The sequence below is a fragment of the Escherichia sp. MOD1-EC6475 genome, assembly GCF_003046645.1.
In the GTDB taxonomy this organism is placed as follows: domain Bacteria; phylum Pseudomonadota; class Gammaproteobacteria; order Enterobacterales; family Enterobacteriaceae; genus Escherichia; species Escherichia ruysiae.
The window spans coordinates 1-14,093 of record NZ_PZKQ01000059.1 but is presented as its reverse complement, the minus strand read 5'-3'; the positions used below and the strand labels follow the sequence as shown (position 1 = coordinate 14,093).

At 50.2% G+C, this 14,093-nt stretch carries 14 protein-coding genes, 1 pseudogene and 1 riboswitch; of the genes and pseudogenes, 13 read left to right on the top strand and 2 right to left on the bottom strand.

What is annotated here, in order from left to right; genetic code table 11:
• Positions 1–52: 52 nt before the first annotated feature.
• The 5 genes from bioB to uvrB all read left to right on the top strand — a co-directional run bounded on the left by bioB (position 53) and on the right by uvrB (position 6,254).
• Positions 53–1,093, top strand: coding sequence for a biotin synthase BioB (bioB, locus tag A7589_RS18930; RefSeq protein WP_000951225.1), 1,041 nt, complete (start codon positions 53–55; stop codon positions 1,091–1,093).
• A complete protein-coding gene (bioF, locus tag A7589_RS18925) occupies positions 1,090–2,247 on the top strand; it encodes an 8-amino-7-oxononanoate synthase (protein ID WP_000220208.1) in 1,158 nt (385 codons plus the stop codon). The genes bioB and bioF overlap by 4 nt, the downstream gene beginning before the upstream one ends.
• Positions 2,231–2,986 (top strand): malonyl-ACP O-methyltransferase BioC, encoded by a 756-nt coding sequence (bioC, locus tag A7589_RS18920; protein WP_000246806.1) that lies wholly within the window; start codon positions 2,231–2,233, stop codon positions 2,984–2,986. The genes bioF and bioC overlap by 17 nt, the downstream gene beginning before the upstream one ends.
• Complete coding sequence (bioD, locus tag A7589_RS18915) at positions 2,979–3,659, top strand: dethiobiotin synthase (protein ID WP_108188954.1); 681 nt, start codon at positions 2,979–2,981, stop codon at positions 3,657–3,659. The genes bioC and bioD overlap by 8 nt, the downstream gene beginning before the upstream one ends.
• A 573-nt stretch (positions 3,660–4,232) precedes the next feature.
• Positions 4,233–6,254: an excinuclease ABC subunit UvrB gene (gene uvrB / locus A7589_RS18910; RefSeq protein ID WP_000042546.1), complete on the top strand. Its 2,022-nt coding sequence runs from the start codon at positions 4,233–4,235 to the stop codon at positions 6,252–6,254.
• Positions 6,255–6,406: 152 nt separating this feature from the next.
• Here the strand turns inward: uvrB and yvcK are convergent, their stop codons facing one another.
• The gene (gene yvcK / locus A7589_RS18905; RefSeq protein WP_010347415.1) at positions 6,407–7,315 is read right to left on the bottom strand and encodes a uridine diphosphate-N-acetylglucosamine-binding protein YvcK; all 909 of its coding nucleotides are present in this window, start codon (positions 7,313–7,315) and stop codon (positions 6,407–6,409) included.
• 265 nt (positions 7,316–7,580) lie between these two features.
• Positions 7,581–7,725, top strand: a riboswitch (molybdenum cofactor riboswitch).
• Between yvcK and moaA the strand changes: the two genes are divergently transcribed.
• The 8 genes and pseudogenes from moaA to A7589_RS18865 all read left to right on the top strand — a co-directional run.
• Positions 7,713–8,702, top strand: coding sequence for a GTP 3',8-cyclase MoaA (moaA, locus tag A7589_RS18900; protein ID WP_010356971.1), 990 nt, complete (start codon positions 7,713–7,715; stop codon positions 8,700–8,702). It overlaps the preceding riboswitch by 13 nt.
• 21 nt (positions 8,703–8,723) lie before the next feature.
• Positions 8,724–9,236: a molybdenum cofactor biosynthesis protein B gene (gene moaB / locus A7589_RS18895; RefSeq protein WP_000084434.1), complete on the top strand. Its 513-nt coding sequence runs from the start codon at positions 8,724–8,726 to the stop codon at positions 9,234–9,236.
• A gap of 2 nt (positions 9,237–9,238) precedes the next feature.
• Positions 9,239–9,724 carry a cyclic pyranopterin monophosphate synthase MoaC gene (gene moaC / locus A7589_RS18890; RefSeq protein ID WP_000080885.1) on the top strand — a complete coding sequence of 162 codons (486 nt, stop codon included), beginning with the start codon at positions 9,239–9,241 and terminating at the stop codon, positions 9,722–9,724.
• Positions 9,717–9,962 (top strand): molybdopterin synthase sulfur carrier subunit, encoded by a 246-nt coding sequence (moaD, locus tag A7589_RS18885; protein WP_000598607.1) that lies wholly within the window; start codon positions 9,717–9,719, stop codon positions 9,960–9,962. The genes moaC and moaD overlap by 8 nt, the downstream gene beginning before the upstream one ends.
• Position 9,963: 1 nt before the next feature.
• Entirely contained in the window at positions 9,964–10,416 is a 453-nt protein-coding gene (gene moaE / locus A7589_RS18880) for a molybdopterin synthase catalytic subunit MoaE (RefSeq protein WP_000852287.1), read from the top strand.
• Positions 10,417–10,551: 135 nt separating this feature from the next.
• Complete coding sequence (locus tag A7589_RS18875) at positions 10,552–11,256, top strand: Bax inhibitor-1/YccA family protein (RefSeq protein ID WP_000373623.1); 705 nt, start codon at positions 10,552–10,554, stop codon at positions 11,254–11,256.
• Positions 11,257–11,570: 314 nt separating this feature from the next.
• Entirely contained in the window at positions 11,571–13,232 is a 1,662-nt protein-coding gene (locus tag A7589_RS18870; RefSeq protein ID WP_024257332.1) for a phosphoethanolamine transferase, read from the top strand.
• 196 nt (positions 13,233–13,428) lie between these two features.
• Positions 13,429–13,899, top strand: a pseudogene (locus tag A7589_RS18865) (Bax inhibitor 1 family protein); the annotation flags it as partial.
• 16 nt (positions 13,900–13,915) lie between these two features.
• On the opposite strand, the gene A7589_RS18860 reads toward A7589_RS18865, so the two are convergent.
• On the bottom strand, positions 13,916–14,093 hold a 178-nt coding region (locus A7589_RS18860), incomplete at its 5' end, for an IS1 family transposase (protein ID WP_000663719.1).

The window sequence follows — 14,093 nt, the reverse complement described above, 5'->3', positions numbered from 1 at the left end:
TTTACGAGTCTACACCGAATTAACAACAAAAAACACGTTTTGGAGAAGCCCCATGGCTCACCGCCCACGCTGGACATTGTCGCAAGTCACAGAATTATTTGAAAAACCGTTGCTGGATCTGCTGTTTGAAGCACAGCAGGTGCATCGTCAGCATTTCGATCCTCGTCAGGTGCAGGTCAGCACTTTGCTGTCGATTAAGACCGGAGCTTGTCCGGAAGACTGCAAATACTGCCCGCAAAGCTCGCGCTACAAAACCGGGCTGGAATCCGAGCGGTTGATGGAAGTTGAACAGGTGCTGGAGTCGGCGCGCAAAGCGAAAGCGGCTGGATCGACACGTTTCTGCATGGGCGCGGCGTGGAAGAATCCCCACGAACGCGATATGCCGTACCTGGAGCAGATGGTGCAAGGGGTAAAAGCGATGGGCCTCGAGGCGTGTATGACGCTGGGCACGTTGAGTGAATCTCAGGCGCAGCGCCTTGCGGATGCCGGGCTGGATTACTACAACCACAACCTCGACACCTCGCCGGAGTTTTACGGCAATATCATCACAACACGCACTTATCAGGAACGCCTCGATACGCTGGAAAAAGTGCGCGATGCCGGGATCAAAGTCTGTTCTGGCGGCATTGTTGGCTTAGGCGAAACGGTGAAAGATCGCGCCGGATTATTGCTGCAACTGGCAAACCTGCCGACGCCGCCGGAAAGCGTACCAATCAACATGCTGGTGAAGGTGAAAGGCACGCCGCTGGCGGATAACGACGATGTGGATGCCTTTGATTTTATTCGCACCATTGCGGTGGCGCGGATCATGATGCCGACTTCTTACGTGCGCCTTTCTGCCGGACGCGAGCAGATGAATGAACAGACTCAGGCGATGTGCTTTATGGCCGGGGCTAACTCGATTTTCTACGGTTGCAAACTGCTAACCACGCCGAATCCGGAAGAAGATAAAGACCTGCAACTGTTCCGTAAACTGGGGCTGAATCCGCAACAAACCGCCGTTCTGGCGGGAGATAACGAACAACAGCAACGTCTGGAACAGGCGCTGATGACCCCGGATACTGACGAATACTACAACGCGGCAGCACTATGACCTGGCAGGAGAAGATTAACGCGGCGCTCGATGCGCGGCGTGCTGCCGATGCTCTGCGTCGCCGTTATCCGGTGGCACAAGGCGCCGGACGCTGGCTGGTGGCGGATGATCGCCAGTATCTGAACTTTTCCAGTAACGATTATTTAGGTTTAAGCCATCATCCGCAAGTTATCCGTGCCTGGAGGCAGGGTGCGGAGCAATTTGGCGTCGGTAGCGGCGGTTCCGGTCACGTCAGCGGTTATAGCGTGGCGCATCAGGCGCTGGAAGAAGAACTGGCCGAGTGGCTGGGCTATTCGCGGGCACTGCTGTTTATCTCTGGTTTTGCCGCTAATCAGGCGGTCATTGCCGCGATGATGGCAAAAGAAGATCGCATCGTTGCCGACCGGCTTAGCCATGCTTCCTTGCTGGAAGCTGCCAGTTTAAGTCCGGCGCCACTTCGCCGTTTTGCTCATAACGATGTCGCTCATCTGGCGCGCCTGCTTGCTTTCTCCTGTCCGGGGTTGCAACTGGTGGTGACAGAAGGCGTATTCAGTATGGACGGTGATAGTGCGCCGCTGGCAGAAATCCACCGTGAGACGCAGCAGCACAATGGCTGGTTGATGGTCGACGATGCCCACGGTACGGGCGTTATCGGTGAACAGGGGCGCGGTAGCTGCTGGCAACAGCAGGTGAAACCAGAATTGCTGGTTGTTACTTTTGGCAAAGGATTTGGTGTCAGCGGTGCGGCGGTGCTTTGCTCTGAAACTGTGGCGGATTATCTGCTGCAATTTGCCCGTCATCTTATCTACAGCACCAGTATGCCTCCGGCGCAGTCGCAGGCATTACGCGCATCTCTGGCGGTTATTCGCAGTGAAGAAGGTGATGCTCGGCGCGAAAAACTGGCGGCGCTCATTACGCGTTTTCGTGCCGGAGTGCAGGGTTTGCCGTTTACTCTTGCGGATTCACGTAGCGCCATTCAGCCATTAATCATCGGTGATAACGCTCGCGCATTACGCCTGGCAGAAAAACTGCGTCAGCAAGGTTGCTGGGTAACAGCGATTCGCCCACCAACCGTACCCGTCGGCACCGCGCGTCTACGCTTAACGCTAACCGCAGTGCATGAAACGCAGGATATCGACCGTTTGCTGGAGGTGCTGCATGGCAACGGTCAATAAACAAGCCATTGCGGCGGCATTTGGTCGGGCTGCCTCACAATATGAGCAACACGCAGAGTTACAGCGCCACAGTGCCGACGCCTTACTGGCAATGCTCCCGCAACGCAAATACGCCCGTGTGCTGGACGCTGGCTGTGGACCTGGCTGGATGAGCCGCCACTGGCGCGAGCGCAGCGAGCAGGTGATGGCGTTAGATCTCTCGCCACCAATGCTTGCCCAGGCACGCCAGAAGGATGCCGCAGATCATTATCTGGCGGGGGATATCGAATCCCTGCCGTTAGCGACTGCAACCTTCGATCTTGCATGGAGCAATCTCGCGGTGCAGTGGTGCGGTAATTTATCCACGGCATTAGGTGAGCTTTGTCGCGTAGTACGCCCCGGCGGCGTAGTGGCGTTTACCACGCTGGCGCAGGGTTCGTTACCCGAATTGCATCAGGCGTGGCAAGCGGTAGACGAACGCCCCCATGCCAATCGCTTTTTACCATCAGCAGATATTGAACAGGCGCTGAAAGGTTTTCGCTATCAACATAATATGCAGCCTGTCACGCTGTGGTTTGATGATGCGCTCAGTGCCATGCGTTCGCTGAAAGGCATTGGCGCAACGCATCTTCATGCAGGGCGCGACCCGCGAGTATTAACCCGTTCACAGCTACAACAACTGCAAATGGCCTGGCCGCAACAGCAGGGGCTATATCCCCTGACGTATTATCTTTTTTTGGGAGTAATTGCTCGTGAGTAAACGCTATTTTGTTACCGGAACGGACACCGAAGTGGGTAAAACCGTTGCCAGTTGCGCACTGTTGCAGGCCGCGAAGGCCGCAGGTTACCGAACGGCAGGCTACAAACCCGTTGCCTCCGGTAGCGAAATGACTGCAGAAGGTTTACGCAACAGCGATGCACTGGCGTTACAGCGCAACAGCAGCCTGCAGCTGGATTACGCCACGGTGAATCCATACACCTTCGAAGAGTCGACCTCGCCGCATATCATCAGCGCGCAAGAGGGCAGGCCAATTGACCCATTGGTGATGAGCGCCGGATTACGTGCGCTGGAACACCAGGCTGAGTGGGTGTTAGTGGAAGGCGCGGGCGGCTGGTTTACGCCGCTTTCGGATTCGTTCATGTTTGCAGATTGGGTAACGCAGGAACAACTGCCGGTGATTCTGGTCGTTGGGGTAAAACTGGGCTGCATCAATCATGCAATGCTGACAGCACAGGCCGTACAGCAGGCAGGGCTAACACTCGCAGGCTGGGTGGCGAACGATGTCACGCTGCAGGGTAAACGCCACAGTGAATATATGGCTACGCTCACCCGAATGATCCCCGCGCCGCTGCTGGGGGAAATCCCCTGGCTCCAGGAAAATCCAGAAAGTGCGCTAACCGGAAAATATATAAATCTCACATCACTGAAGTAGCAAAAAAATTGGTTGAATTGCGAGCGAGATCGCGTCTTCGGTCGCCCGTAATTTAACCAATAAAATGCTAAAAAAATCGCGAAAAAAATTTTACCCCCGCATTATACGATTAGTATGGGAATTGCCCAGGCGGCTGGACATAGGGGCTGCAGGCAGTTATCCACTATTCCTGTGGATAACCATGTGCATTAGAGTTAGAAAACGTAAGGTAAGCGAGAGAATACGCGGCTTGCACGCAAATTGGCGCTAAAGACGGCTTAAATAAATATTTGTTATTTTTCAATCTGTTATATAAATGCAATGGCTGTCAGGAAAGTGTCATCTCCTGCAATAAATCCGTCATCAGCCATCTTGACAAATGTTAAAAAAGCCATTGCTCTGGGGATAACCCTGCAGACCAGAGTTTTATCTCGTCACAGCGTCAATTTTGCCTACGGTTTAGACCTTAGTTTACGGCGTAACAGAAATGTTGTGGTGTGAGACTGTTTTTTTATCCAGTATAATTTATTGGCATTATTAATCATGACGAGTAAAATTACACACCTGCCCGCCCATTCCTTCAGGTAGCAACTCATGAGTAAACCATTCAAACTGAATTCCGCGTTCAAACCTTCTGGCGATCAGCCGGAGGCGATTCGACGCCTCAAAGAGGGGCTGGAGGATGGCCTCGCGCATCAGACTCTGCTCGGCGTGACGGGGTCGGGAAAAACCTTCACTATTGCTAATGTCATTGCTGACCTGCAACGTCCAACCATGGTGCTGGCACCCAACAAAACGCTGGCAGCGCAACTATATGGTGAGATGAAAGAGTTCTTCCCGGAAAACGCGGTGGAGTATTTCGTCTCCTATTACGATTACTATCAGCCAGAAGCCTATGTTCCGAGTTCAGATACGTTTATTGAGAAAGATGCCTCAGTAAACGAACATATCGAACAGATGCGACTTTCAGCAACCAAAGCGTTGCTGGAGCGGCGAGATGTTATTGTCGTAGCGTCAGTTTCCGCTATTTATGGTCTGGGCGATCCTGATTTATATCTCAAAATGATGCTGCACCTCACGGTCGGTATGATTATCGATCAACGGGCTATCCTGCGCCGCCTGGCGGAGTTGCAATATACCCGCAACGACCAGGCGTTCCAGCGCGGCACTTTCCGCGTGCGCGGTGAGGTGATCGACATCTTCCCGGCAGAGTCCGACGACGTTGCGCTACGTGTAGAATTGTTCGACGAAGAAGTGGAGCGTCTCTCACTTTTCGACCCGCTGACCGGGCAGATTATTTCGACCATTGCGCGTTATACCATCTACCCGAAAACGCACTATGTTACGCCGCGCGAGCGCATTGTGCAGGCGATGGAAGAGATAAAAGAAGAGCTGGCGGATCGGCGCAAGGTACTGCTGGCAAATAACAAATTGCTGGAAGAGCAGCGGCTGACCCAGCGTACCCAGTTTGATCTGGAGATGATGAATGAGCTGGGCTACTGTTCGGGCATTGAAAACTATTCGCGCTTCCTCTCCGGGCGCGGGCCTGGCGAGCCACCGCCGACGCTATTTGATTATCTGCCTGCCGATGGGCTGCTGGTGGTTGATGAATCACACGTCACCATTCCGCAGATTGGCGGTATGTATCGCGGCGACCGGGCGCGTAAAGAAACGCTGGTGGAGTACGGTTTCCGCCTGCCATCTGCGCTGGATAACCGTCCACTGAAATTTGAAGAGTTCGAAGCTTTAGCCCCGCAAACCATCTATGTTTCTGCGACGCCGGGTAATTACGAGCTGGAAAAATCAGGCGGCGACGTGGTGGATCAGGTGGTGCGTCCAACCGGATTGCTTGATCCGATTATCGAAGTGCGTCCGGTAGCGACCCAGGTCGATGATCTTCTTTCGGAGATTCGTCAGCGAGCGGCAATTAACGAACGCGTTCTTGTCACAACACTGACCAAGCGGATGGCGGAAGATCTCACGGAATATCTCGAAGAACACGGCGAGCGCGTGCGTTATCTTCACTCCGACATTGATACCGTTGAGCGTATGGAAATCATCCGCGATTTACGTCTGGGCGAGTTTGACGTACTGGTTGGCATCAACTTACTGCGCGAAGGTCTGGATATGCCGGAAGTTTCGCTGGTGGCAATCCTCGACGCCGACAAAGAGGGCTTCCTGCGTTCTGAACGTTCATTAATTCAGACCATCGGGCGTGCGGCGCGTAACGTCAACGGCAAAGCGATTCTCTACGGCGATAAGATAACCCCGTCAATGGCGAAAGCCATTGGTGAAACCGAACGTCGCCGCGAGAAACAGCAGAAGTACAACGAAGAGCATGGCATTACACCGCAAGGGCTGAACAAGAAAGTGGTCGATATCCTGGCGCTGGGGCAGAACATTGCTAAAACCAAAGCCAAGGGCAGAGGGAAAGCGCGCGCGATTGTTGAGCCGGATAATGTGCCGATGGATATGTCGCCAAAAGCGTTGCAGCAGAAAATCCATGAGCTGGAAGGGCAGATGATGAAACATGCGCAAAACCTGGAGTTCGAAGAGGCGGCGCAAATTCGCGATCAGTTGCATCAGTTACGCGAGCTGTTTATTGCTGCGTCGTGACGAGATGAGAAAGCCGGAATGTTCTTCCGGCTCAGATTAACTATGAAGTCAAAAAAGTGCTCGAACGATCCCCTCGCCCCTTTGGGGAGAGGGTTAGGGTGAGGGGAACAGGCCGCATTGCTCCAGAAGCCTGGTCAGCAATCTCAGCCACGTTAACCCAACGCCTGTAACGCCTTTTCCAGTGCGTTATGTAACAACTGGCGGTCATGACGATAGGGGATATCGCTGGCCTCCAGTACGTCCTGAATCACTATTCTGTCGGTGACCGCAGAAACATCCACTTTCGGCCCAACGACTACAGCATCAATAACCTTCTTGCCGACATACTGCTCCATAATCGCCAGCTTATTTTCCAGCTTCAGATTCGCCGCTGGTAAGCTAAGTTCACGTCCCAGATTGCCGATATAGACCATCGGAGCTGGCGTGCGGCGCAATGCCTGCGCCATTTCCTTAAGCAGCAGGATCGGCATCAGGCTGGTATAAAAACTGCCTGGCCCGATAAGAATCAGATCTGCTTCATTGATAGCATGTACCGCTTCACGCGTGGCAGGCACATTAGGGGTTAACAGTAATTCCTGAATCGGCGTGGTTAACTGGTCAATATTCACCTCGCCGTAAACTTCATGCCCCTGATCGTCAATCGCCATCAGATCAACGGGATGCTCTGACATTGGAATCAAATGCGCATCCACTTTCAGCAGATTACGAATCAAATTGATGGCTTCCAGAGGCCGTACGCTAAGGTGATCCAGCGCCTTTAACATCAGGTTTCCAAGGTTATGCCCGGAAAGTTCGCCATTACCGCCAAAACGGTATTCAAACATTGCGGAAGCGACGCTGGGTTCCGTAATCAACTGATTAAGGCAGTTGCGCATATCGCCCCAGGCAATACCGCCTTCTGAGCGGCGAATACGCCCTGTTGAACCACCATTATCGGTGGTGGTCACAATTCCCGTTAAACGAGAACCCAAAGACGAAAGTGAGGAGAGAACGCGTCCCAGTCCATGCCCTCCGCCGAGAGCAACGACACGATCAAGGTCAGCCAGCGTACGATTGCGCATATAAATTCCTGAAGTCAGATTATCCGCGCTACAGTAGCGCAACTGACAGGGAAACAGCAATTAACCTGCCAATATTGAGGATATAAATAATTGTTTTCTACCTCTAAAGGACGATATACGCACTGCATTGCTGATGATGTACATCAAAGTAAAACCGTCATTTTCCCTTATTCTGTAGTGAAATAGCACGATCATGACGCTATATATATGATTACATAGCGAAAAGTGTGAATGGTAAAAATCTCATTTACACGCTAGTATCGGCATAACCACTAAACACTCTAGCCTCTGCACCTGGGTCAACTGATACGGTGCTTTGGCCGTGACAATGCTCATAAAGATTGCCACCAGGGCGAAGGAAGAAATGACTTCGCCTCCCGTATCTGGAAAGGTGTACATGGCTTCACAACTGACTGATGCATTTGCGCGTAAGTTTTACTACTTGCGCCTGTCGATTACCGATGTGTGTAACTTTCGTTGCACCTACTGCCTGCCGGATGGCTACAAGCCGAGCGGCGTCACTAATAAAGGCTTCCTGACCGTCGATGAAATTCGTCGGGTTACTCGCGCCTTCGCCAGTCTGGGCACCGAAAAAGTTCGCCTGACAGGCGGCGAGCCGTCTTTACGCCGTGACTTTACCGATATCATCGCCGCCGTGCGGGAAAACGACGCTATTCGCCAGATTGCGGTCACTACCAATGGTTACCGTCTGGAACGCGATGTCGCGAACTGGCGCGATGCAGGCCTGACGGGCATTAACGTCAGCGTTGATAGCCTCGACGCCCGTCAGTTTCACGCCATTACCGGGCAGGATAAATTCAACCAGGTAATGGCAGGCATCGATGCCGCATTTGAAGCCGGGTTTGAGAAGGTCAAAGTCAATACCGTGCTGATGCGGGATGTCAATCATCATCAACTCGACACCTTTCTGAACTGGATCCAGCATCGCTCCATTCAGCTACGTTTTATCGAACTAATGGAAACGGGCGAGGGCAGCGAACTCTTCCGTAAGCACCATATCTCTGGTCAGGTTCTGCGTGACGAGCTGCTGCGTCGTGGCTGGCTCCATCAGCTTCGTCAACGCAGCGACGGCCCCGCGCAAGTCTTTTGTCATCCGGATTACGCCGGAGAGATCGGCCTTATCATGCCGTATGAAAAAGACTTCTGCGCCACCTGCAACCGCCTGCGCGTCTCCTCCATTGGTAAACTCCATCTTTGCCTGTTTGGTGAGGGCGGCGTTAATCTGCGCGATCTGCTGGAAGACGATACCCAGCAACAGGCGCTGGAAGCACGTATTTCGGCGGCGCTGCGGGAGAAAAAACAGACCCATTTCCTGCATCAAAACAACACCGGTATTACGCAAAACTTATCGTACATTGGCGGTTAAAACGTCAAAAGGAGAGATCAGATGAGTCAGGTATGCACTGAATTTATCCCGACCCGTATTGCTATTCTTACGGTTTCTAATCGTCGCGGTGAAGAAGACGATACCTCCGGCCACTATCTGCGCGACTCGGCGCAGGAAGCAGGCCATCACGTTGTCGATAAAGCCATTGTCAAAGAGAATCGCTACGCCATCCGTGCCCAGGTATCTGCGTGGATCGCCAGCGACGATGTGCAAGTGGTGCTGATTACAGGTGGTACTGGCCTGACGGAAGGCGATCAGGCGCCAGAAGCACTGCTGCCGCTGTTCGATCGTGAAGTCGAAGGCTTCGGCGAAGTGTTCCGTATGCTGTCGTTCGAAGAGATTGGCACCGCAACGCTGCAATCTCGTGCGGTGGCGGGTGTTGCTAACAAGACACTGATTTTCGCCATGCCTGGTTCAACCAAAGCGTGCCGCACCGCCTGGGAAAATATCATTGCCCCGCAGCTGGATGCCCGTACGCGTCCGTGCAATTTCCATCCACATTTGAAGAAATAAGTATGTCGCAACTGACCCATATCAACGCCGCTGGCGAAGCGCACATGGTGGATGTCTCCGCCAAAGCGGAAACTGTACGTGAAGCGCGCGCCGAAGCCTTTGTCACCATGCGCAGTGAGACGCTGGCGATGATCATTGATGGTCGCCACCACAAAGGCGACGTATTTGCCACTGCGCGCATTGCCGGTATTCAGGCGGCAAAACGCACCTGGGATCTGATCCCGCTCTGTCATCCGCTGATGCTCAGCAAAGTTGAAGTCAATTTACAGGCCGAGCCGGAACATAATCGGGTACGAATTGAAACGCTTTGCCGCCTGACCGGCAAAACTGGTGTCGAAATGGAAGCATTAACCGCAGCCTCTGTGGCGGCGCTGACCATTTATGACATGTGCAAAGCGGTGCAAAAAGATATGGTGATTGGCCCGGTACGTTTGCTGGCGAAGAGCGGCGGCAAGTCGGGTGATTTTAAGGTGGAAGCGGATGATTAAAGTTCTTTTTTTCGCCCAGGTGCGTGAGTTGGTGGGAACAGATGCAACCGAAGTGGCTGCGGATTTCCCAAACGTAGAAGCATTGCGCCAACACCTGGCAGCGCAGAGCGATCGCTGGGCGCTGGCGCTGGAAGATGGCAAATTACTGGCCGCCGTCAACCAGACGCTGGTGAGTTTTGACCATCCGCTGACTGACGGCGACGAAGTGGCTTTTTTCCCGCCGGTAACCGGAGGTTAAGATGGCAGAAACCAAAATTGTTGTCGGCCCGCAGCCGTTCAGTGTAGGGGAAGAGTACCCGTGGCTGGCGGAGCGTGACGAAGATGGTGCAGTGGTCACGTTTACCGGTAAGGTGCGCAACCATAACCTGGGCGACAGTGTAAAAGCATTAACCCTCGAACACTATCCGGGGATGACGGAAAAGGCACTGGCTGAAATCGTGGATGAGGCGCGTAACCGTTGGCCGCTGGGACGCGTCACGGTGATTCACCGCATTGGCGAATTATGGCCGGGCGATGAAATCGTTTTTGTCGGCGTCACCAGCGCACACCGTAGCAGCGCGTTTGAAGCCGGGCAGTTTATTATGGATTATCTGAAAACCCGCGCACCGTTCTGGAAGCGCGAAGCCACGCCGGAAGGTGATCGCTGGGTCGAAGCCAGGGAGAGCGATCAGCAGGCGGCAAAACGCTGGTAGTTTTTTGTTGGCCGGATAAGGCACCGCTGCATCCGGCAATTTCACCGCTCTGGACATGCGTTTACGCTGCCTCGATGCACACCCTCATCATTTGCAGTATCCTTTAGATATTCCTTATATCTTCAGGAGAAAGTCATGGACAGATTTCCACGTTCAGATTCAATCGTACAACCCCGTGCTGGCTTGCAAACCTATATGGCGCAGGTCTATGGCTGGATGACAGTTGGCCTGTTGCTGACCGCATTTGTTGCCTGGTATGCGGCTAATTCTGCCGCCGTTATGGAGCTGTTATTCACTAACCGGGTCTTCTTAATCGGTTTGATAATCGCGCAATTAGCTCTGGTTATCGTGTTATCAGCGATGATTCAAAAACTCAGCGCGGGCGTAACGACGATGCTCTTTATGCTTTATTCGGCGCTAACGGGCTTAACGCTCTCCAGTATTTTCATTGTCTACACTGCCGCCTCTATTGCCAGTACCTTCGTTGTCACCGCCGGGATGTTTGGCGCGATGAGTCTGTATGGTTACACCACGAAACGCGATTTAAGTGGCTTCGGCAATATGCTATTTATGGCATTAATCGGTATTGTCATCGCCTCGCTGGTGAACTTCTGGCTGAAAAGCGAAGCGTTGATGTGGGCAGTCACCTACATCGGCGTGATTGTCTTTGTTGGACTGACGGCGTATGACACTCAGAAACTGAAAAATATGGGTGAACAGATTGATACCCGCGACACGTCGAACCTGCGTAAATATTCCATTCTTGGCGCATTAACGTTGTATCTGGACTTCATCAACCTGTTCCTGATGTTGCTGCGGATCTTTGGCAACCGCCGTTAAACGCATTTCTTATAAAATCCCGGAATGACACCGGGATTTTTTTTGTCTATTCGATAATAAGTATATATTTAAAAAATAGGCATAAAGATATAATTCATATTGATTATATCTTTATATCTATGCATGTGATGCATTTTTATAAATCTGGTATACCTAAAAGAAAATAGAGTACAATCCTACGGTTTTATTAATGGCTGGTGATATTCATCTGTTAAATAAATGCTTGCGGGTAAAAATCAATCATCTGCTGATAATATATCTCAATGGGATTAATTTTTTAATATATATTCATATAATAAATGGGACAGGGTTCTATGTCTTTCGTATTACCATCGATAACGGCTTATCCACGGCAGTCAAAAAAATACATTTTCATCGCATTGCTACTTGTGTCTGTATTACTCCAGCTTTGGCCTGTTTATTTTTTACAGCCATTGAGAGTTATCCTGCGCGTCGGTATCTGCAACTTGCTAATCATCCTCTGTTTGACAGGGTGTTATCGATTATTTGTTGGGAAAATAGTGGCATTGAGTGTGTCACTATTATTGACCATTAATTTTATGGTCGCGCTTTGTACATGGCAAATTTATCAAAGTGAATTTAATATTATCTTTGCAATGAGTATCATGGAAACCCACTGGTCTGAAGTGAAAGCAATGTCGGGGTTATATCTATCCTGGATGCCACTATGTGTTGTTTATTTCTTGCTGACTTATTTTTCTATACACATGGGCGTTAAGTGTGTGTCTACTAAGGTTCAATGTGCATCACTGGTGATACTATTAATATTTATCTCATGGTTTAGTTACAATCAATGGAGTAAACAGAAAAAAGATGGTCTTGGAGGATACTCTCCATTAAGCTCCAGGGTGTTAAGATTTACACCATTTTATACCGCTGCCGATTTTATTATTGCTTATCGAGATATTTCTTTTGCCAGAGAAATAAAACAAATTGATGTGGATTTACCGGGATTGATAGCTAAAGAAACGGATATTGAAAATTATGTTATTATCGTAGGGGAGTCTGTACGGCGCAGTAATATGAGTTTGTATGGCTTTGGTATCAATACCACGCCTGTACAAAATGAGATTGGACCACAGGCGCTTATCTTTGATAATGCAGTTTCTCCAGCGGCGGCAACAGTAACTTCTGTTCCGATGATCCTCAGTAAAGCGACAACAGAAAGTTTTACCACTGCGGACTTATCAAATAATGTTATTGCCGTAGCTAATAAAGTGGGGTATCAGACTACCTGGTTAAGTACCGTGGGTATGTCCGGGAAGCATAATAACTATATTACGCTCATTGGTCGTTCCAGTAATAATACACATTGGGTAAGCGAGGAATACGATGATAGCCTTCTGCCGTTGTTGGATGAAGCATTAAAAGTCAAGGGTAAGAAATTAATACTGCTACATGGTAATGGTAGCCATGAAATTGCCTGTACACGCTACCCTGAATGGGCAGGTAAAATTAAAACTGGGGATAAATACGAGGATTGCTACAACAACTCCATACGATTTACCGATTACATCATTGGCGAAATCATGAAAAGACTGGAGGGAAGTAAATCCTCATTACTCTATTTTTCTGACCACGGTCTGGAGAAAAATCCCAATATTCCATCGTATTATATGCACGCCGCAGATACTCCCAGTAAAGAAGCCTACGATGTACCGCAATTTATCTGGTATAGCCAGGCTGCTATCGCCAGTCAACCGCGTAAACTTGGACACATTCAAGAAGTTTATTCATTGCTTAATAACTATGCGATGATTCTTGACTGGCTGGGCATCTCTACCCACGAAGAGCATTGCAATTCGCCATTATCTCAGTGTTATCGTCCGCACTCCTCCATTCCAGTAACTGATGGCACCCGTGCCAAAATATATGAATATAAAGATCTGCGAGACACCTTCGCATCACCGAAGAAAAATGTTTCTTATCGCGAAGCCAGTCCGAATCCGCTGTGATTTTATGCATAGAGGACATCGCCCGATGTCCCCTCATTGTTATTAAGGAAACAATAAACATTAGTCTGGCGTAAAACATACTTTGTGACAGGACTGTAGCGTATCAGAATGCAGGAACGCATTAGTATTGTATATGTGTGATTGTGAATTTATTTACAATGGATATTAATTTTCTTATCTAAGGACAACGAAAAGAATGGAATCATACTTGCAAAACAACAATAAACTCGATTTTCTCCGCGAGGCCAGGATATTAAACACCATATGGCTCATTACCGCTTTCGGTTTGGCGGCAACCGCAGGACTGGCCTGGATAGCTAAGCATCCCGAAATCACGGCAACAAAATATGATTCACCGCCGATGTATGTCGCCATAGGATTGTTATTACTTTGTATGTATGGCTTAAGTAAAGATATCAATAAGATAAATGCTGCCATATCAGGCGTAATATATCTGTTTTTAATATCGTTGGTGGCAATTGTCGTTGCAAGTTTAGCACCTGTCTCTGCCATTACCGTCGTGTTCTGCACAGCGGGAGCGATGTTTTTAATCAGTATGCTGGCCGGTTTATTGTTTAAGTTTGATCCTGGTTCTTACAGTTTTATCATTATGATGACATTGACGGGGTTGGCCCTGGTCATCATCGTTAATGCTACATTAATGAGTGGGTAATGACTCCAACTTATTGATAGTGTTTTATGTTCAGATAATGCCCGATGACTTTGTCATGCAGCTCCACCGATTTTGAGAACGACAGCGACTTCCGTCCCAGCCGTGCCAGGTGCTGCCTCAGATTCAGGTTATGCCGCTCAATTCGCTGCGTATATCGCTTGCTGATTACGTGCAGCTTTCCCTTCAGG